Genomic DNA, 20526 nt, shown 5'->3' with positions numbered 1-20526 from the left:
GTCAGGGCGACGGTCACGCGATCAGAACCTGCTCAGCGTGCATCGCCCGGCGTCAGGCCGGGGGACACAGGCAGCTGTCGACGCGGCAGAGATCTACCGCGCGGCGCTTGGTGAGCAGGGGGCTCATGCCGGTCAGCCTAGCAAACGGTCCGGGGTGGTCGTCTTGAAATGTGGGACGTCACTCCTGGTGTGCGGGACAACGGCTATTTCCTACCTGTAAGGAAGGATTTACACGTCGCGAGAAAGATAGGGGCCGAGAGCGGCGAGCACGTCGTCCCGGCGGGGTTGGCCGACGGCCCGGCCGGTGATCGCCCCGGTGCGGTCGACGAGCAGCGTCGTCGGGGTGCTGCGCACATCGAGCTTGCGCACCACGTCGAGGTGCGACTCCGCGTCGACCTCGACGTGGTGCACCTCGGGCAGCTGCCCGGAGACGTCGGTGAGGATCCGCCGGGTGGCTCGGCACGGCGCGCAGAACGCCGAGGAGAACTGCACCAGCGTCACCGCCGCGTTCCCCGGCTCGATCCCCAGTTCGGCCCAGACGTCCACGTGGTCCTCCGTAGTCCGGACACGGCCGGTGCGCGCACGCCAGATCAGCCCGACCGCGGTCGCCACGGCCAGCACCGCCGCCAGGATCCAGATCCGGTCACCCATGCACCGGCCAACACGCGGGCGGCGATTCTTATTGCACCAGCGGCACGTTCGTCGCACTGCCGGTGACCTGCAGTGACCCCTTGCTCGCGGTCACCTTGTCGAGCTTCACCTCGAACGGCAGCGGCAGCGCGACCGGCCGGGCGAACTGCCGGGTGATCTCGTCGACGACCGCGCTCGGCACCGTGATGCCGGCCGCGCTCACCGTGCCGACGTCGAACGTCAGCGTGTTGCCGTCCAGCTTCGGCGTGACGTCGGCGCGCACCTCGATCGAACCGACGACCGGGACCTCCACCGGCAGCGTCGCCCGCAGGGCCGGGCCGGCGCTCTCCAGCTTCAGCCCGGTCACCCCGAGCCGGCGCGCGATCTCCGCGACGCTCACGTGCCCGGTGCCGGTGATGCTCTTCGCGGTGACGTCGTGCAGCTGCCCGCCGCGGAGCACGTCCTGCGGAATGCTCACGTTCCGCAGCTTCAGGTCGACGCGGTCGACGGTGCCCTCCGACGTCTTCACCGAGTTGAGCCGCACGTCGGCGCCGTCGAAGTCACCCGACAGCAGCTGGGTGAGGAACGGGAACCCGATCGTCTCGACCGAGGTGGACTGCGCCGGGGTGCCGTTGTCGCGGAGGTTCTGCGCGACCGCGGCGTTGAGCCGCTCGTCGGCGGCCGAGGCCACCGCGCGGTCCACCGCGAATCCCACTCCGCAGAGGATCACGACCAGGATCAACACCAGGATGAGGCAGCCGCTGCGCCGACTTCTGGCCATTCGTGTTCCTCCAGCGCTCAGGCGTTCTCGGGCCGAGTAAGACGTCTTACAGGGTGAGGCCCACGAGGTAACCGATGGGGGCCGCGACCGCGAACGCCACCAGCGGCCCGAGCGCCGCACCGCCCGGCCCCGACGTCGCCGGTCCTCCGGCCGCGATCCGCCCGGCGCGCGCGAGGTCGACACCGAGGTCGGCGAGCACCGCCGCGGTGCCGACCAACCAGCCCACCAGCGTCGCCGGGCCCAGCGGCAGGTCGAGGCCGAGCGTCACGCCGAGCGCGGAACCCCCGGCCGCGACCGCGCTGCCGAGCACCGGGCCGGCGATCCCGCGCGGGACGTCCTCGTGCACGGTGGGCCGGGGCACCACCAGGTCGGCCAGCCGGGCCACGACCATGCCGAGCGCGGCGGCGACCGCGATGAGGGTGACCAGGTGCGCCTCGTCGGCCTGCCGCAGCGCGACGGTCGCGGCCAGCGCGATCACCGCGACCGCGACGGTCAGCGTCGAGCCGAACGACTCGGTCACGTTGCGCCGGGCGACGCCCCGCGCCAGCTGGTGGAACGTCGTCGCGCCGAACGCGCAGGCCAGGACCGCGACCAGCGCACCGGCGCCGCCGCGGCCGGTGGCCAGCGCCACGGCGTCGGCCGCGAGCGCGGTGAGCGCACCGACGACCGCGGTGCCGACCGTGCCCGGCGGGCGGGTGACCACGCACCAGGTGCCGACCAGCGCCAGCTGGGCCAGCAGGATCGCGGCCGCGTAGAGAAGCGGACCGCCGAGCGCGGCTCCGCCCAGCACCACACCGACCACCAGCGCGGTGACGCCGGCGACAGCGGCGGTACCCACGCCGGCGTCCGCGTCCACCCGTGACGTCTCGGGCGCAGGTGCTTCGGAGTCAGGCACGCCCCGATCGTGCCAGACCTTCACGGGCGTACCTCGGCCGCCGCTTCCGTCAGCCACCGTCCGAGCCGATCGGCCAGCGCGACCGGCAACCGGTTCTCGGCGTGGGCGAAGTCCGGCTCGAGCCAGACCGTCGCGTTGTCGCCGGCCGCCGCCGCCAGGGCCAGCGGGTGCTCGATCGGGAAGTAGTGGTCGATCAGCCCGTGCACGAGCAGCACCGGGATCGGCGCGATCCGCGGCATCAGCTCCAGCGGGGACGGCGGGATGTCAGACGTCAGAGGGGCGAGCCGCACCTTGTAAACAGTGCGTGCCACCACCCGGCCGGGCAGGCTCTCGACCAGGACGTGCAGGGCACGCATGATCGGGGTGTCGCGCACGAACCAGCGCGACGGCGTGCTGACCGCGGCCACCGCGTCGACGTCGTGGTGGAGTGCGGCGTGGCAGAGCACCACCGCGGCGCCGAACGAGAAGCCCACCGTCACCACCCGGCGGTAGCCCCGGTGGCGTGCCCACTCGACGCCCGCGGCGACGTCGGCCACCTCTTCGGCGCCCATCGTCGACCGGCCGGCGCTGCGTCCGTGGCCACGCAGCTCGACGACGAGGACGTCGGCCCGCCGGCGCAGCCGCACGACGAGACGTCGCACGGCCGCAATGCGCGCGTGACCCGTGAAGCCAGGGATGAAGATGATCAAAGTGTCCGATTCGGCAGCGGCCTGACCTGCCGGAGCGGACGGCCACCACGAACCGAAAAGCTGAATTTGGTCATCTGTGAGAAGGAGCACCGGCTCTCCGAGGTTCACTGTTGTTATCCTGCCCGTAACGCTCCGAGCCGCACATGTCGGGGCTGACCTGGGCAGCGCCGCCCGACCGGATCGATTCACCCGGAGGTGGCCCATGGAAATCCTCCTCATGACGGCCGGCGTCGAAGCTGAGGCCGCTACCGTGCTTCCTGCCCTGGATCTTCTCGGACACACCGTCCGCACCGCCCCGCGTGATCTGAAGGCGCTGCTCGGCGGTCCGACCCCCGACGCGGTGATGGTGGACGCCCGCGGCGACCTCGCCGGTGCTCGCTCCACCTGTCGGCTGCTGCGCACCACCGGGCTCACCGTGCCGCTGTTCGCGGTGCTCACCGAGGGCGGTCTGGTCGCGCTCAACGCCGAGTGGGGCGTCGACGACATTCTCCTGACCTCGGCCGGCCCGGCCGAGGTCGAGGCGCGTCTGCGCCTGGCCACCGGCAAGAACGGCAACGAGGCCGCCGACGACGAGCCCGGTGTGGTCCGCGCGGGCGAGCTGGTGATCGACCCGCAGACCTACTCGGCCCGCATCAAGGGCCGTCCGCTCGACCTCACCTACAAGGAGTTCGAGCTCCTCCGCTTCCTGGCCCAGCACCCCGGCCGGGTGTTCACCCGCGACCAGCTGCTGCGCGAGGTGTGGGGCTACGACTACTTCGGCGGCACCCGTACCGTCGACGTCCACGTCCGTCGTCTGCGCGCGAAGCTCGGCAGCGAGCACGAGGCGCTGATCGGCACCGTTCGTCAGGTCGGCTACAAGTTCGTCACCCCGCCGCCGCGCACGCTGCCGGAGAACGACCCGCTGCTCACGGTGGTCTGAAGCAGCAGCTTCTGCTGTATTACATGAGGGTGACGTCTGTAACCGCAGGGGACATCGACGCGGTGGTCGCGCTTGCCGGCGCGGCCACCGTCGTTGACGGGGTAGCACCGTTTTCCGAGCAGACGCTATTGGCGCTGCGTAATCCGGCCGAATATCCGGATGTCAGACATCTTTTCGTGCGTATCGACGGCGAAATTGCGGGCTACGCGCAAATCGCGAATGAGTCCGGCGAAGTGGTAATACATCCGGGCGCGCGCGGTAAAGGCCTCGGCCGGAAGCTGATCGAGGACATGCTCGCCGCGACCGACGGCCGCCTCGCGATCTGGGCCCACGGGGAGCACCCAGCCGCACGGGCGCTGGCCGCCGAGCTGGGGCTCGAGCGCTCCCGCGTGCTCTTCAAGATGTGCCGTCCGCTGACGCGCCCGCTGCCGCCGACCGAGCTGCCCGACGGCGTCCGCCTGCGTGAGTTCGAGCCCGGCGCCGACGACGCAGCCTGGCTCCGGGTCAACGCCCGCGCCTTCGCCACCCATCCTGAGCAGGGTAAATGGACTCAGCAGGACCTTGAACTACGTCTCGCCGAGCCGTGGTTCGACGCGTCGGGCTTCCTGCTCGCGGTGCCGGCCGACGACCCGTCGAAGCTGCTCGGCTACCACTGGACGAAGCGTGAGCGGGCCGACGACGGCACGCCGGGCCCGGAGGGCGAGGTGTACGTCGTCGGGGTCGATCCCGACGCCCAGGGCCTGCGGCTGGGTACCGCGCTCACGCTCGCCGGCCTGGAGTACCTGGCCCGCACCGGAGCCACCGAATCGACGCTCTACGTCGACGAATCAAATCCACGCGCGGTGCGTCTCTATACCGGTCTCGGGTTCGAGGTATGTGCGACGGACGTGATGTACGCGCGCCGCGATTAATCCGGTTCTGCACCCGAATTGCACCCGTTTACTGACTTAACAGTTTATTGGGACGATTCGTAGGTTGTCGGTATGCAACTGCCGAAATCGGTGGCGCCTTCCTCCCAGGGCACCATGTCGCGGCGAGTCATGCGCGGAATTGGCGCGCTGATCACGTCGCTGCTCGTCGGAAGCGCACTCGGGCAGTTGCCCGCCACCCGTGCGGAAGCCGCGGCCGGTGACGCGTCCGCACGCGGCATCGTGGCCCAGCTCGGCGCCACCGTGCTCGGGATACCCCTGCTCCAGCTGAACGGGTCGGTCGGCGCGGCCGACGCACCCGCCGCCGGCGGCACCAGGGACGCCGGCGTGCTCACCCTGCCGCTCAGTGGCCTCGGGGTCTCGGCGAACGCGAACGTCGACACGATCACCGCCACCAAGGGCTCGGTGCAGTCGTCGGCCAAGGCCAAGATCGCCGGTCTCAACGTCACGCTGCTGGGCACGTCGCTGCTCAACGTCGGCGCGCTCTCCGGCGAGGTCACCTGCCCGGCCACCGGCAAGCAGACCGCGACCACCTCGACGACCGGCGTCACGCTCCTCGGCCAGGCGGTCAACCTCGCGGCCAACGTGTCGGTCACCAAGGGCTCGGCGGTCACGGTCAGCGGCCTGGCCAACGCCCGGCTCACCGTGGTCGCGACCCGGGTCGAGACCACGACCGTCAACTCGGCCTACGCGGCCGGGCTGCAGGTGTCGATCCGGCTCACCGCCGACCTCGGCATCGACATCAACCTCGGCACGCTGGCGTTCGCGACCGCCAGCTGCCAGAAGCCCGCGGTGCCGGCCACCACCGCGACCGCCCTGAGCCCGTCGTCGGGCAAGCAGTCGGGCGGCACCGCGGTCACCGTCACCGGCACCGGCTTCGTGCCGGGCAACACCACCGTGACCGTCGGCGGCACACCCGCCACCGTCACCAGCGTCTCGGCGGACGGCAACTCGCTCACCTACACCGCCCCGGCGAAACCGGTCGGCCAAGCCGATGTCGTCGTCACGTCGGCCGGCGGGAGCAGCACCGCGCTGAAGTACACCTACCTGGCGGACGGGTCCGACGCGACCGTCAACGCACCGGACCCCGGCTCCGGCTTCACGTCCGGCGGGAACACCGTCACGATCACCGGCTCCGGGCTGTCCCCGGCCACCGGCGTGCGCATCGGCGGTGTCGACACGTCGAACTTCACGGTCAACTCCGCCGGTACGCAGATCACCGCGACGGTGCCGACGACCGAGCAGAGCGGCGACGTCCCGATCGTCGTCGTCTACCCGGCGGGCACTGTCAACGCGGGCACGTACACGTACAAGGCGCCGACGATCACCGCCGTCGACCCACCTCAGGGACCGATCGCCGGCGGCACCCAGGTGCAGCTCAGCGGTACCGGGCTGACCGGTGCCACGGCCGTGACGGTCGGCGGCACCGCGGCGACCGGCGTGAGCGTCAACCAGGCCGGTACCCGGATCACGCTCACCGTGCCGGCCCACGCCGCCGGCCTCGCCGACATCGTCGTGACGCTCCCCGGCGCCGACGCCACGCTGACGAACGGGTACTCCTACCAGCCGCCGGGAACACCGACGATCACCGACGTCTCGCCGTCCCGCGGACCGACCGTCGGCGGCACCGTCGTGACGCTGACCGGCACGAACTTCACGAACGTCAACGCGGTGAAGGTCAACGGCCGGACGGCCACCATCGACGGTGCGAGCCGCACCGCGACGACGCTGAAGATCACCACCCCGGTCTCCGAGGACGCCGGTCCGGTCGACATCACGATGTCCACGTCGGACAACACGACCGGCACGCGGCCGGGCGGCTTCACCTACGACGGTCCGACGCTCACCGCGGTCGACCCGCCGACCGGCCCGCAGCGCGGCGGCGCCCAGGTCACGCTCACCGGCACCGGGCTGTCGACCACCACCGGGGTCAAGGTCGGCGGCGTCGACGCCAGCATCGTCAGCGTCGCGCCGAACGGCACGTCGGTGGTGTTCACGACCCCGGCCGGCACCCCGGGCGACACCCAGATCACGGTGGCGGTCACCGGCCACGACCCGGACCCGATCAAGTACACGTACGAGTACGACGGCTCGACGACGACGGTCAGCAACATCAACCCGACTCCGATCCCGACCTCGGGACGTCGGGTGACGATCACCGGCACGAACTTCACCGGCGCCACCGGCGTGACGTTCGCCGGTGTGCCCGGCACGAACCTGACCGTGAACAGCACGGCGATCACGGTCACCGCGCCCGCCACCGAGACCGCCGGCGCGGCCGCGGTCTCGATCAAGTTCCCGGCCGGCTCCGCCGACGGTGGCTCGATCACCTACGAGGCGCCGACGATCACCAGCGTGACGCCGGTCAGCGGACCGGCCGCGGGCACCAACGCGGTCGAGATCGTCGGCACCGGGTTCACCGGCGCGACCGCGGTGCGCTTCGGCGACGCCGAGGCCGGCGCCGTGACCGTGAACCCGGCCGGCACCAAGATCACCGTGACCGTGCCACCGCACGCGCCGGGCGTCGTCGACGTGACGGTGGTGGTTCCCGGCGCGGACGCCAAGGCGACGAGCGCCTACACCTATCAGGACGACGGCTCGGCCTCGCAGATCACCGCCATCGATCCGCGCTCGATCCCGGCCGCCGGCGGCACGGTGACGATCACCGGGTCGAACCTCGCCGCGGTCACCGCCGTCCTGTTCGACGGTGTCCCCGGAACGAACCTGGTGGTCGACCCGAACGGAACCACGATCACGGTGACCGCACCGGCGACCGAGACGCCGGGCGGCGTCCCGGTGGCGCTGCGGTTCCCGAGCGGCACGGTCAACGCCGGTGACCTCACCTACGTGGCGCCGGCCATCACGTCGATCCAGCCGGCGCAGGGCGCCCTCGCCGGTGGCGACGTCGTGACGATCACCGGCACCGGGCTGAGCGCGGCCACCCGGGTGCTGTTCGGCGGCACACCGGCGACCGACCTCACGGTGACCGCCACCGGGTTGACCGTCCGGACCCCGGCCGGCAGCAACGCCGGCGCGGTGAACGTCGTCGTCGAGCTCCCGGGCGCCGACGCCCGGGCGAACAACGGCTTCGCGTACGTGGCCCCCGGAGCGCCGACGATCACGAACGTCTCGGTGACGCAGGGCCCGAGCAGCGGCGGCACCACCGTCACGCTGACCGGCACGAACTTCACCAACGTCAACCAGGTCACGTTCAACGGGGTGCCGGCCGGCGACCTGGTGGTCAGCTCGGACACCAGCCTGACCGTCACCACACCGGCGTCCAACGACGTCGGTCCGGTCGCGATCGCGGTCACCAGCACGGCCGGCACCGGTGTCCTCCCGAACGGGTACACCTACCAGGGCCCGACGCTCACCGGCATCTCACCGGCCAGCGGCCGGGTGGCCGGGGGGACGTCGGTCACGCTCACCGGCACCCAGCTCAAGAACCCGCTGAGCGTCAAGGTCGGCGGGGTCGCGGTCACCACGTTCAGCACGACCGACACGACGATCACGTTCACCACGCCGGCCGGCGTCGCCGGTGACGCGCCGGTCGTCGTCGACTTCACCGGCCCCGACCCGCAGCCGGTGACCTACACCTACGTCGCGGACGGCTCGAACTCGTCGGTGACCAACGTGGCGCCCTCGGTCGCCACCGCCGGTGGGCAGGTCACGGTCACCGGTACGAACCTCACCGGCGCGAACGGCATCACGTTCGACGGGCTGGCCGGTTCGGTCGTCTCGGTGAGCCAGGACGGCACGACGCTCACCGCGAACGCACCGGCGCGCGAGACCGCCGGCCCGGCGCCGGTCGAGATCACGTTCCCGCTCGGCACCTACCGCGGCGGCACGGCCGCCTACGTCGCACCGACGATCAAGACCGTCGCCCCCGACCGCGGTTACGTCGACGGCGGCACCCGCATCCGCGTCTCCGGCACCGGGCTGGCCGGCGCGACCGCGGTGACCGTCGACGGCAAACCGACGACCGACTTCGCGGTCGACCAGAACGGCGTCGTCACCGCGACGGTCCCGGCCCACGCGGCCGGAGCGGTCGACGTCGTCGTGGTGCTGCCGGGTGCCGACGCCACCGCGGTCGGCGGCTTCACCTACTCGCCGCTGCCGCCACCGTCGATCACCGGGCTCTCCCCGACGACCAGCCCCACCGACGGCGGGGAAGTCGTCACGATCACCGGCACCAACCTGAGCGGCGCCACGTCGGTGACGATCAACGGCAGGTCCGCCGACATCCAGGGCACACCGACCGACACCCAGGTACGGGCGCTGGTTCCGGAGTCCGAGACCGACGCCGCGGTCGACGTCGCGGTGGTCACGCCGAACGGCGCGGCGCTCTCGGCCACCCAGCTGAAGTACGTGGCCCCGGAGATCCGCGCGCTCGACCCGGCGTCCGGATCGGACGCCGGCGGCAACTCGGTGGTGATCCAGGGCAGCGGCCTGGACCAGGCCACGACCGTGACGTTCGACGGCGTCGCGGCCGACATCACCAGCCGGGACCCGGCCGGTTCGGCGGTCGTCGTCAAGACCCCGGCGCACGGGCCCGGGACGGTCGACGTCGTCGTGACGCTGCCGGGCCTGGACGCGGTCAAGCGGGCCGCCTACCGGTACGTGCCGGACGGCACCAACACGTCGGTGACCAGCGTGAGCCCGTCGAGCATCCCGACCGCCGGCGGCACCGTCACGCTGCAGGGCACGAACTTCGTCGGCGCGACCGCGGTGACGTTCGGCGGCAAGGCCGGCGACGACCTCGCGGTGGACCCGAACGGCACCCGGATCACCGTGACGGCCCCGCCGACCGAGAACTCCGGCCCGGTGACGGTGCTGGTCTGGTTCCCCGGCGGCAACTTCGACGCGGGCACTATCACCTACGTCGCACCGGCGATCTACACCGTGTACCCGTCGCAGGGCGCGGTGGCCGGTGACACCCTGGTCACGCTCACCGGCATCGGCTTCACCGGCGCCACCCAGGTGACGTTCGACGGTGCGCCGGCGACCGACGTGGTGGTCAGTGGCTCCGGGAGCACGCTCACCGCGCGCACCCCGCAAGCCCCCAACGGCGCGGGTGTCGTCGACGTGGCCGTCGTCCTTCCGGGCCGGGACGCGACGCAGGCGGGCGGATTCGCCTACCTGGCGCCGTCGGCACCGACGGTCACCGCGATCACACCGGCCTTCGGCCCGACGAACACCGGCACGACGGTATCGATCACCGGTGACAACCTGGCCGACGTCACCGCGGTGACGTTCGCCGGAGACCTCGCGCAGATCGTCAGCGCCGGTAACGGGGAACTCGTCGTGACCACGCCGCCGCGCGCCCAGTCCGGCGCCGTGCAGGTGGTGCTGACCACGGCCGGTGGCGCGACCAGCACGGTGCCGCGCGGCTACTACTACGCCGGCCCGACGATCTCCAGCATGTCGCCGTCCAACGGCCCGGCCGCCGGCGGCACCGAGGTGACGATCGACGGGTTCGCGCTCAGCGGCGTCCAGAGCGTCACGGTGGACGGAGTGCTGGTGACCCCGACGGTCAACGCCAGCGGCACCCGCATGACGTTCACGACACCGCAGGGCACCCCCGGTCCGGCCGACGTCAAGCTGACCTACAGCGCGGCCTCACCGCCGACGCAGACGTTCACTTACATCGCCGACGGCACCGGGGCCACGGTCACCGGCGCCGACCCGGGAACGCTCCCGGCGTCCGGCGGCACCGTCACGTTCACCGGCACCGGCCTGAACGACGCCACCCAGGTGACGTTCGACGGGGTGCCCGGCACGATCACGAACAAGGCCGCCGACGGCAGCTCGATGACCGTCACCGCGCCGCCGTCCAGCGACAACACCGCGAAGGTCGAGGTCGGCTTCCCGGCCGGGAAGATCGACGGCGGCGACATCGCCTACACCACACCGGTGATCACCGCGGTGACGCCGCAGACCGGGGCGGAATCGGGCGGCACCCAGGTCACGCTCAAGGGCACCGGCCTGGCCGCCGCGACCGCGGTGAAGATCAACGGCCGGCCGGTGACGTTCACCGCGAGCACCGACGGCACCACGATCACGTTCGTGACGCCGGCCGGCACGGTCGGCGACGCGAGCATCACGATCGAGGAGCCCGGTCAGTCGCCGGCCCCGGCCCGGTTCACGTACCTCGCCGACGGCAGCTCGACGACCGCGGTGCTGTCCGCCGACGACTCGCCGACCGCCGGTGGCGACACGCTGACGATCTTCGGCACCGGCCTGGCGTACGTGTCGCGGGTCTACGTGGGCTCCACCGCGGCGACCGGAGTCACGGTCAACCCGGCCGGTACCTCGCTCACCGCGAAGATCCCGGCCAGCGAGACCGCCGGTTCGCCGATCGTCCGGCTGGAGTTCGCCGCCGGGCAGAAGAACATCGGCACGCTGAACTACGTGGCGCCGACGATCACCTCGATCGTCCCGGCCAGCGGACCGGTCAACGGCGGCACCACGGTGACGATCACCGGCACCGGGCTTGCCCAGGCCGGCGCCGTGCGGTTCGACGGACTGCCCGGCACCGGCATGGTCGTCGCGACCGACGGCCGCTCGATCACCGTCACCACCCCGACGCACGCCGCCGGCGCGGTCGACGTGGTCGTGACGCTGCCCGGCGCGGACGCCCAGTCGACCGGTGGCTACACCTACGTGCCGGCGACCGTGCCGCCGATCTCCGACAGCGCGACGCCGACATCGCTGACGCCGCCCCAGATCCCGACGTACGGCGGCTCGACCGTCACGATCACCGGTAGCGGCCTGGCCGCGGTCACCGGCGTCAACTTCGACGGACTGCCCGGCACCAACGTCGTGGCCAGTGCCTCGCAGGTGACCGTCACCTCGCCGCCGCACGACCAGGGCACCAAGCCGGTCCTCCTGGTCTTCTCGGACAACAGCACGAAGCCGGCGGGCACGATCGAGTACACGCCGCCGGCGATCACGTCGGTCGTGCCGCCGTACGCGAACATCACCGGCGGCACGCTCGTGACGATCAACGGCGTCAACCTCCAGAACGCGGTCCGGGTGACGTTCGACGGCGTCGAAGGTCAGCTGCTGTCGGCGAAGGCCGTCTCCAGCACGGCGTCGGTGCGTTCCGCGGCCGTCCAGCCGGTCTCGACGAACCGCCGGACCAGCCGGATCGCCGCCGCGACACCGAACTCGCAGGTGCTCGCGAAGGCGCCGGCGCGTCCGAACGGCACGCTCGCGGACGTCAGCGTGATCCTGCCCGGCGAGGACGCCGCGTCGACGAACGACGTGTACTACGCGGCCGGTCCGTCGGCGGACGGCATGACGCCGGTCACCGGGCCGGACACCGGCGGGCAGACCGTCACGATCACCGGTAGCGGCTTCAACTCCGGAACCACCGTGACGTTCGACGGCATCGCGGCGACGAACGTGACCGTGCAGTCGGCCACCACGCTCACCGCGGTGGTGCCCGCGCACGCCGCCGGTGCGGTGTACGTCGTCGTGACCACCAGCAACATCCCGGCCCAGCCGCTGGACTACACGTACTACACGACCGGCGGGGGCAACCCGGGCACCGATCCGGGCCCGGACCCGGGCACGGATCCCGGCACCGACCCCGGCACCGACGAACCCGACAACGGCACGCCCGGCGGACCGACCACGCCCAAGCCCAAGAAGCCACCGGTGGACAGCTCGGTGAAGCCGGCGAAGCTCAAGGTCGGCAGCGGTGGACTGATCACGGTGACCGGCCAGAACTTCGTCATCAACGGCACGACGGTGCAGATCTGCGGGTACACGATCCCCGCCTCCCAGGTGACGGTCGGGCTCGGCGGAACGACGGCCTCGTTCCGGGCACCCGCCTGCAAGGCCGGCAAGCAGACGATCAAGCTCACCACCGCGGGCGGTAGCACCGACGCGGAGGTGGAGTTCGCCGCCGCGTCGGCGTCGAAGCCGAGCGAGGGCAAGAAGCCCTCCACCGGCGGGAACCGGTACCTCAGCGGCGGCAACCGGACCGGCACCTCGAACTGGTTGCCGACGACCGGCACCGACGTGACCGGCTTCGGCGTCGACGGCCTGGCGCTCGGCGGCATCGTGCTGCTGGTGCTCGGCGCCGGGTGCGTGTGGGGGGCCCGCGGGCTCACGGTGCCGATGGGCACGCCTTACTCGACGACTGCGAGGGGTCGGAAGATGCGTTCCAGGCGGAAGGGGCACCCGCGGCCGAGGACCCGGATGATGGGGTCGACCGGGCTCCGAGCGGTGCTGGTCGCGGTGCCGTGCGCGGCGGCGCTGGTGTTGGCGGTGGCCGAGCGGCCCGCCAGCGCGAGCGTGGTGTCCGGTGCTCCGCTGGTGTCGCCCGCGTTCGTGCACGCGTCGAGCGGGGCGCGGCTGGTGACGTCGGCCGGAGAGGCGTCCGCGCTGGTGATGAGCATTGATCTGCGCTCCGCGACGGTGAGAGCGCTGCTGCCGTCCGAGGGTGATCCGGCGGCTGGGGATGCGCCGACGCCCCCGGATTCTCCGGCAGCCCCGGATTCGCTGGCCGCCCCGGATTCGCTGGCCGCCCCGGATTCGCTGGCCGCCCCGGATTCGCTGGCCGCCCCGGATTCTTTGGCCGCCCCGGGTGCTCCGGCTGATGGGTTCGCGGCTGAGAATTCTGCGGCTGGCGGGTCTTCTCCCGGTGAGGGTTCTCCGGGTGCCGAGGCGGATGCGGTCGATTCGGGTGGCGCCTCGGAGCGGGAGATCTCGGGCGGCGGCGCGGACTCCGGGGAGTCGGTGGAGTTCGCGGCGCTGAGCAGGGACGGGGTCGTCGCGGTGGCGCCGAAGAGCGGTGACACGGCACTGGCCGGGGTTCCGGTGAACGCCGACGCCGGCGGACTCGTGGCGCACGGACTGGCCACCGAGGTGAGCGCCGAACGGCAGGAGGCCGGCTCGGCCGCCGCCGCCCGGCTCGGGGAGTTCGCGCTCACCGCGCTCGGTACGCCGCTGGTGAGCCTCGACCGGGTGGAGGCGCAGGTGAGTTGCCCGCCGGGTGGCTCGGCGGAGGCGCCGGTCGCGGAGACGGACGTGTCCGGGCTCCGGGTGGCCGGTGAGCCGGCCGAGTTCGGCGCTCCGGTGACCGTGCCGGTCGGTGGGGTGCAGCTCGGGGTCGAACTGCAGAAAACCGCGGCGGTCGACGCCGGGGGAGCGCACGCCGTGGTCGAGGCGAGGATCTCCGCGATCGGCGCCGACGAGGCACCGGCCGACCTCGGCACGATCCGCCTGGCCACCGCCTCCTGCGTACCCGCCGCCGCGACCCCCGCGGACACCACGCCCGACCAGCCGGCGCTCGACCCGGCCACCGCCGTCCCGGCCGCGACCGCCCCCGAGACCTCGGTCCCGGCGGAAACCGCCCCCGGAACTACCGCTCCGGTCGGCACGGCGCCCGAAGCTCCCGCCGCCGCGGTTCCCGACACCTCGGCCCCGGCGGTCACGGGCCCGGAGCTGACGGATCCAGCCACCACGCCCCCCGAAACCGCGGTCCCCCCGAAGACCGAGCCGACCGACACCGAGCCGACCGACACCGAGCCGACCGACACCGAGCCGGTCAGCACCGCGCCGGGAACAGCGGAGAACGGGGCCGGCGGAACCGGAGCGGAAGCCGGGACACCGGAAGCCGGGACACCGGAAGCCGGGACACCGGAAGCCGGGACACCGGAAGCCGGGACACCGGAAGCCGGGACACCGGAAGCCATCGAGCCGGTGACGTCGCCCGACACCGCGATCGAGGCCCCGGTCACCGAGATCGTCGCGCCCGCCGCAGCGAACCCGCTGCTCATCGCCCCGGCCGCGGCCCCGGTAGCCGTCCTGCCGCAACGCCTCACCGCCGCCGCGGCCCCGCTGCTCTTCGACCGCGCGCCCGCCACCGGCCTGCGCCCACCGAGCCTCACCGCCGCCACGGCCAAACCCCGCGCGGCCGCCAAGGCCACGCCGACCATCACCTCGCTGACGCCCGCCCGCGGCCCGGCCGACGGCGGCACGCGGATCACGATCACCGGCGCGAACCTCGGCGGCGCCGACACCGCGGTCGTGATCTGCAACGGCAAGGTGCCGGCCAACGCGGTCGCGGTGAACAGCAACGGCACGTCGCTCACGTTCACCGCGCCCCGCTGCACCGCGGGCACCAGCGTCGTGCACGTGATCACCGGCGGCGGGGTCGCGACCAGCGAGTACACCTACGGCGGCACGAACGCCGCGGTCGGCTCGGCCCGCCAGGTCTCCTCGTCGATGTCGAACAGCACCGTGGCCTCGCCGCGCAACACCCTGGCCACCACGTCGCCGCAGAACCTCGTCTCGGGGTTGATCGGTGCACTGCTCCTGTTCGCCGGTATCGCCGCCCGGCAGGCGGTGCGGCGGGGTCCGGTGCCGGCACCGGCGCGACGTGGCCGGCACGCGATGCCGCACCCGGAGCCCCAGGTGATCGGCCAGGGCTGGCATCCCGACCTGGAGGACGCCCTGCGCCGCCGTGGCGCCTGACGACCAGCGAAGAACCTGCGACGCCGGAAAACCAGGGAAGAAAGGGTTAGATCCGCGTCCGAACGGGGATCGACACTCCCCAAAGGACTGGGGAGGCACCCGTGGCGAAGAAGCTCAGTGTCCTGTCCGCAGGGGTGGTGGCCGTGCTGGTCGCGACCACCGCCCCGGCCGCGGCGGCCACCCCGCCACCGAGCCGCCCCACCGCGGTCGGCCACGGCGGCGCGGTCTCCTCGGTCGACCCGGACGCGACCGCGATCGGCCTCGACGTCCTCCGCCGCGGCGGCAACGCGGTCGACGCCGCGGTGGCCACCGCCGCTGCCCTCGGTGTCACCGAGCCGTACTCCGCCGGAATCGGTGGGGGCGGCTTCTTCGTCTACTACGACGCCAAGACGAAGAAGATCAGCACGATCGACGGCCGCGAGACCGCGCCGGCGAGCTTCACGTCGACCGTGTTCACCGAGAACGGGAAGGCGATCCCGTTCGCCGACGTGGTCACCAGCGGCCTCTCGGTCGGGGTCCCCGGCACGCCGATGACCTGGGAACACGCGCTGCGTACCTGGGGTAGCCGGTCGCTCGCGCAGTCGCTCGCGCCGGCCACCGCGCTCGCGAAGAAGGGGTTCGTGGTCGACGCGACGTTCCGCGACCAGACCGCGGACAACGCCGAGCGGTTCGCCGAGTTCCCGGCGACCAGGGCGCTGTTCCTCCCCGGCGGTCAGCCGCCGACCGTCGGCAGCACGCTGAAGAACCCCGATCTGGCGCGGACCTACCAGCAGCTCGCCCGCAACGGCGTCGACGAGCTCTACACCGGCCCGATCGGGGCGGACATCGTGAAGACCGCGCAGAACCCGCCGGTCGATCCGGCGGTGACCCGGAAGGTGCGCAAGGGTCAGCTCACCGAGCAGGACCTGGCGAAGTACACGGCCCCGTTCCGGGCGCCCACCCGCACCGGGTACCGCGGTCTCGACGTCTACAGCATGGCGCCGCCGTCGTCCGGTGGAACCACGGTGGGGGAAGCGCTCAACATCCTCGAGAAGACCGGCGCGAGCGACCACAGCTACCTCGCGGCCAGCACGTTGTCGTTCGCCGACCGGAACCGGTGGGTGGGGGACACCGGCGAGGTGCCGGTCCGCGAGCTGCTGTCGGACCGGTTCGCCGCGAGCCGCGCCTGCCTGATCGACCCGAAGAAAGCGCTGACCACGCCGCAGCCGCCGGCCGATCCCCGCACCGCGGGCACCGACTGCAAGGTTCCGGCCGGCGCCGCGTCCGCCACGCCGTACGAGGGGCCGTCGACGACCCATCTCACGGTCGCCGACAAGTGGGGCAACGTCGTCGCGTACACGTTGACGATCGAGCAGACCGGCGGGTCGGGGATCACCGTTCCCGGACGTGGTTTCCTGCTCAACAACGAGCTCACCGACTTCAACTTCGTGCCGGTCACGGCGGGTGTGCCGGACCCGAACCTGCCTGGGCCGGGCAAACGTCCCCGTAGTTCGATGGCGCCGACGATCGTGCTGAAGGACGGTGCGCCGGTGCTCGCGGTCGGTTCGCCGGGTGGGGCCACGATCATCACGACCGTGCTGCAGGTGCTGCTGGGCCGCTTCGCGCGGGGGCTGAGCCTGCCGCAGGCGATCGCGGCGCCGCGGGCGTCGGCACGCAACGGTGCCGCGGTGGACGCCGAGCCGGCGTTCGACACGGCCGCGTTGACGAAGCTCGGCTGGAGTTTCTCGACCGTCGAGGAGATCGGCGCGGTCGCCGCGATCGAGTTCCTCCGTGACGGCCGCTTCCTGGCCGCCGCCGAACCTACCCGCCGAGGCGGCGGCTCCGCCGGAACCGTCCGCCCCTGAGGCGGCCTAGCAACCCTCCTGCGCCCGAGGCGCACCTGGCCCGCTCTCCTGGAGTGGGTCCCGGTGTCGATGAGTAGGGCACAGGGGCAACCGGGCCCCACACCGAAGGGGGCCAAATGTTCCTGTATGCCTACACCGCCATCGCCGAGCGTGCCGTCGCGCTGAAGGCTCGTACCAACGACCGGGGCGCCACCGCTGTGGAGTACGGCCTGCTCGCCGCGCTCATCGCCGCGGTCATCGTCGCCACCGTCGTGACGCTCGGCGGAAAGATCAACACGGCGTTCGCCACGATCTCCACGAAGCTGCCCTGACGTACTCCTCACGTCGGCGGGCCAGCTGCCGACGAACTGTTTGACCGACACCGAATGCCGGTGGCCGGCCCACGGATGGACCGACCGACCTAAGCGAGGATCGATGTTCCTTTACGCCTACACCGCAATCGCCGAGCGCGCCGTCGCCCTCAAGGATCGTGCGAACGACCGGGGTGCGACCGCCGTCGAATACGGCCTCCTGGCGGCACTGATCGCCGCCGTCATCGTCGCGACGGTCGTGACGCTGGGCGGGAAGATCAACACCGCGTTCAACACGATCTCCAGCAAGCTTCCCTGACCTCGAGTGGGGACGGCGGCCCAGCCGCCGTCCCCCTTTTTTCGTTGCCACGGTCGGCCAATGGATGGGCGGACCGAAGATAGCGAGGACCGATGTTCCTGCACCTGTACACGGCCGTGGTCAGCCGTGCCTGCACACTCAAGGCCGGTTCCGACCGCGGCGCGACCGCCGTCGAGTACGGCCTGCTGGCGGCGCTCATCGCCGCGGTGATCGTCGCGACCGTCGTCACGCTCGGCGGGAAGATCAACTCCGCGTTCTCGACCGTCTCGAGCCACCTGCCCTGACCATGGGCCGCCCTCCTGATCACGACGACCGCGGTGCCGCCGCGATCGAACTCGCGATCATCCTCCCGATCCTGCTCGTGATGATCTTCGGCATCATCGACTTCGGGCGGATCATCAACACGCAGATGGCGCTCACCGAGGCGTCACGCGAGGCCGCGCGCGCGTACGCGTTCGGCCAGACCCCGGCGAACTCGCTCTCCCGGGCGCAGCTGATCACCGGGGATTCGACGACCGCGATCGACTCGTCGGTGCCCTGCCCGGCGGCCGGGGCGACCGCCGCCAACACCGCGTCGGTGACGCTCAGGCAGACCTACACCTACATCACGCCGATCATGGCCCTGCTCGGCACCGCCGGGTCGACACGCACGCTCAAGTCCACCGGCGTGATGGCATGCGTCGGCTGACCCGCCGCCACTGGTGGGACCGGATCCTCGCCCGGCGTCCGTCCGGCGAGCGTGGTGCGGTCGCGGTCATCGCCGCCGCCGTGATGGGCGGCGGCCTGCTCTTCGGCATGGGCGCGCTCGTCATCGACGTCGGCAAGCTCTACGACGAGCGCGAGCAGCTGCAGAGCGGTGCCGACCTGGCGTCCTGGGCGCTGGCCAAGCGGTGCATCACCGCGGCCACCAGGGCGCAGTGCGGCGCCCAGGCCGCGCTGGCGGCGACGCTGGCCGGGAGCAACGCCAAGGACTCGGCGACGAACGTCAGCGCGATCTGCGGGCGGTTCGCCGGCTTGAGCACGTGCGCGGCCCAGACCGCCAAGCTGTCGGACTGCGTCGGTACGCCGCCGGCGACGGCCAACTATCTCCAGGTCCAGACGTCGACCAAGGAAGCGGACGGCACGACGAAGGTGCCACCGGTGTTCGCGAACCTGCTGGACAGCTCGAACACCGGCTCGTCGGTGGGCGCCTGCTCCCGCGTCGCCTGGGGCATCCCGAGCACCGCCACCGTGCTGGCGATCGGTATCGGCCGGTGCGAGTTCCTGAACATGACGAACTCCGGCCTGGTCTACAACCTGGTCAGCGGGGTCGGCGGTCTGCTCACCGGTGTCCTCGGCGACACCGGGACGGCGGTCGCCGGACTTCTCGGGGTCGCGCCGCCCGCCACCGGCGGGCAACTGGTCTTCATCCACGACACGATCGGCAAAGTGAACACCAGCCCGGCCTGCAGCGTCGGTGCGCCCGCGTCCCCGCCGCCGTGGACCGGCGGTAACGGCTTCGGGTTCCTCGACGGCGCGTACAGCGACGCCAACTGCGTGCAGACCGTGACCGTCGGGGACGTGCTGCCGGCCAGTGACCTCGGGGTGCTCGCCCCGGTCAACTGCCTGGCGCCGCTGCAGAACGCGGTCACCACCGGGTCCCCGGTTCTCGTCCCGATCTACGACTACCAGTGGAATCCGCTCATCAACCTCAGCGCGTACACGGTCCGGATCGCCGGGTTCGCGGCGTTCGTCGTCCGGGGTTACCAGCTGGGCCTGCTCAACGGTGTGCTGAAGACCGTCGGCTCACTGCTCAACGTCTCCGGCAACCCGACGTGCACGGTCGTCGTCGACTACTGCATCAACGGCTACTTCACCCAGGCGATCATCCCGGCGCCGTCGGTCTCCATCGGCAGCCTCGGCACCACTGACTACGGGGTCTCGCTCATAACCCGCGTCGGGTAGCCGATAGGGAGCTGACCAGTAGCTTCTTAGGAAATGGCCTAACCGGGATGAGACGTCGACTACTCGCGCTGGCGCTCGCGTTCGTGCTCGCGCTGCTGGGCTGCGTAGGCATCCTCGCCTATGTCGGCGGGGCGGACGAACGCGCGGTGGCCGGCAAGGAGCCGGTATCGGTGCTGGTCGCCACCGCGCTCCTCCCGGCCGGTACGACCGGTGCCGAACTGCGTAACAGCGGCAAGGTGAAGACCGTCCGGATGCCCGCCGAGACGGTGCCGAAGGACGCGCTGGGCTCGATTCCGTCCGGTCTGGACAACCTCGCGCTCACCGCCGACGTGCAACCGAGCCAGCTGCTGCTGCGCGGAGCCCTGGGCCAGAAGCAGACCAGCACCGGCGGCCTGACGATCCCGGCCGGCAAGCTCGCCGTCAGCGTCGACATGACCGCGGCGTCACGCGTCGCCGGGTACGTGCAGCGCGGCTCCGAGGTCGCGGTCTTCTACACCTACCAGCCGATCCCGGACGCGGAGAACGGCGCGGCGGTGTCCTCGTCGCAGCAGATCACCGCGACCAGGGTGCTGCTGTCGCGCGCGCAGGTCCTCGCGATCGGCGAGAAGAAGACCGAGACCACGTCGAGCTCCAACGGCAGCACGGTGAGCGTCACGCTCGCGGCCAGTCAGTCGGACGCGGAACGGCTGGTTCAGGCGTCGCAGACCGGAACCCTCTCGCTGGGGCTGCTCGACGGCGCGGTCACGGTCGAGCCGGGCAGCGGTGTCGACACCGAAACCCTCTTCCGGTAGGCGACAG

Annotated in this window: 15 protein-coding genes; 10 read left to right on the top strand and 5 right to left on the bottom strand. The window is 71.8% G+C overall.

The features are described from left to right. Positions 1-52 precede the first annotated feature (52 nt). From ABD437_RS42995 to ABD437_RS07865, 5 genes are all read right to left on the bottom strand, one after another. Complete coding sequence (locus ABD437_RS42995; protein WP_425558120.1) at positions 53-127, bottom strand: Ms5788A family Cys-rich leader peptide; 75 nt, start codon at positions 125-127, stop codon at positions 53-55. 101 nt (positions 128-228) lie between these two features. Further along, positions 229-651, bottom strand: a complete 423-nt coding sequence (locus ABD437_RS07880) for a TlpA family protein disulfide reductase (protein WP_344648063.1) — start codon at positions 649-651, stop codon at positions 229-231. Between the two features lie 28 nt (positions 652-679). After that, entirely contained in the window at positions 680-1411 is a 732-nt protein-coding gene (locus tag ABD437_RS07875) for an LmeA family phospholipid-binding protein (RefSeq protein WP_344648062.1), read from the bottom strand. A gap of 46 nt (positions 1412-1457) precedes the next feature. Next, entirely contained in the window at positions 1458-2306 is an 849-nt protein-coding gene (locus ABD437_RS07870; protein WP_344648061.1) for a hypothetical protein, read from the bottom strand. A 20-nt stretch (positions 2307-2326) separates the two neighbouring features. Then, positions 2327-3199: an alpha/beta hydrolase family protein gene (locus ABD437_RS07865; protein WP_425558106.1), complete on the bottom strand. Its 873-nt coding sequence runs from the start codon at positions 3197-3199 to the stop codon at positions 2327-2329. On the opposite strand from ABD437_RS07865, the gene ABD437_RS07860 reads away from it, so the two are divergent. The 10 genes from ABD437_RS07860 to cpaB all read left to right on the top strand — a co-directional run bounded on the left by ABD437_RS07860 (position 3198) and on the right by cpaB (position 20519). After that, complete coding sequence (locus tag ABD437_RS07860) at positions 3198-3914, top strand: winged helix-turn-helix transcriptional regulator (protein ID WP_344648059.1); 717 nt, start codon at positions 3198-3200, stop codon at positions 3912-3914. The two genes, ABD437_RS07865 and ABD437_RS07860, sit on opposite strands and share 2 nt — an antisense overlap. A 23-nt stretch (positions 3915-3937) precedes the next feature. Then, a complete protein-coding gene (gene mshD, locus ABD437_RS07855) occupies positions 3938-4825 on the top strand; it encodes a mycothiol synthase (protein ID WP_344648058.1) in 888 nt (295 codons plus the stop codon). 129 nt (positions 4826-4954) lie between these two features. Beyond that, positions 4955-15331, top strand: coding sequence for an IPT/TIG domain-containing protein (locus ABD437_RS07850; RefSeq protein ID WP_344648057.1), 10377 nt, complete (start codon positions 4955-4957; stop codon positions 15329-15331). 101 nt (positions 15332-15432) lie between these two features. Continuing rightward, the gene (ggt, locus tag ABD437_RS07845; RefSeq protein WP_344648056.1) at positions 15433-17175 is read left to right on the top strand and encodes a gamma-glutamyltransferase; all 1743 of its coding nucleotides are present in this window, start codon (positions 15433-15435) and stop codon (positions 17173-17175) included. A 116-nt stretch (positions 17176-17291) separates the two neighbouring features. After that, positions 17292-17486: a Flp family type IVb pilin gene (locus ABD437_RS07840; RefSeq protein ID WP_344648055.1), complete on the top strand. Its 195-nt coding sequence runs from the start codon at positions 17292-17294 to the stop codon at positions 17484-17486. A gap of 103 nt (positions 17487-17589) precedes the next feature. Then, positions 17590-17784 carry a Flp family type IVb pilin gene (locus ABD437_RS07835; protein WP_035858460.1) on the top strand — a complete coding sequence of 65 codons (195 nt, stop codon included), beginning with the start codon at positions 17590-17592 and terminating at the stop codon, positions 17782-17784. 92 nt (positions 17785-17876) lie between these two features. Continuing rightward, on the top strand, positions 17877-18068 hold the full coding sequence (locus ABD437_RS07830; protein WP_344648054.1) for a Flp family type IVb pilin: 192 nt from the start codon (positions 17877-17879) through the stop codon (positions 18066-18068). Positions 18069-18070: 2 nt separating this feature from the next. Continuing rightward, complete coding sequence (locus tag ABD437_RS07825) at positions 18071-18472, top strand: TadE family protein (protein WP_344648053.1); 402 nt, start codon at positions 18071-18073, stop codon at positions 18470-18472. Next, the gene (locus ABD437_RS07820) at positions 18460-19728 is read left to right on the top strand and encodes a pilus assembly protein TadG-related protein (protein WP_344648052.1); all 1269 of its coding nucleotides are present in this window, start codon (positions 18460-18462) and stop codon (positions 19726-19728) included. The genes ABD437_RS07825 and ABD437_RS07820 overlap by 13 nt, the downstream gene beginning before the upstream one ends. 47 nt (positions 19729-19775) lie before the next feature. Then, positions 19776-20519 (top strand): Flp pilus assembly protein CpaB, encoded by a 744-nt coding sequence (gene cpaB, locus ABD437_RS07815; protein ID WP_344648051.1) that lies wholly within the window; start codon positions 19776-19778, stop codon positions 20517-20519. Positions 20520-20526 lie beyond the last annotated feature (7 nt).

Source organism: Cryptosporangium japonicum, assembly GCF_039524755.1.
Lineage (GTDB): Bacteria > Actinomycetota > Actinomycetes > Mycobacteriales > Cryptosporangiaceae > Cryptosporangium > Cryptosporangium japonicum.
Note: the sequence above shows the minus strand (reverse complement) of the source record. Positions and strands in the feature narration are given on the sequence as shown.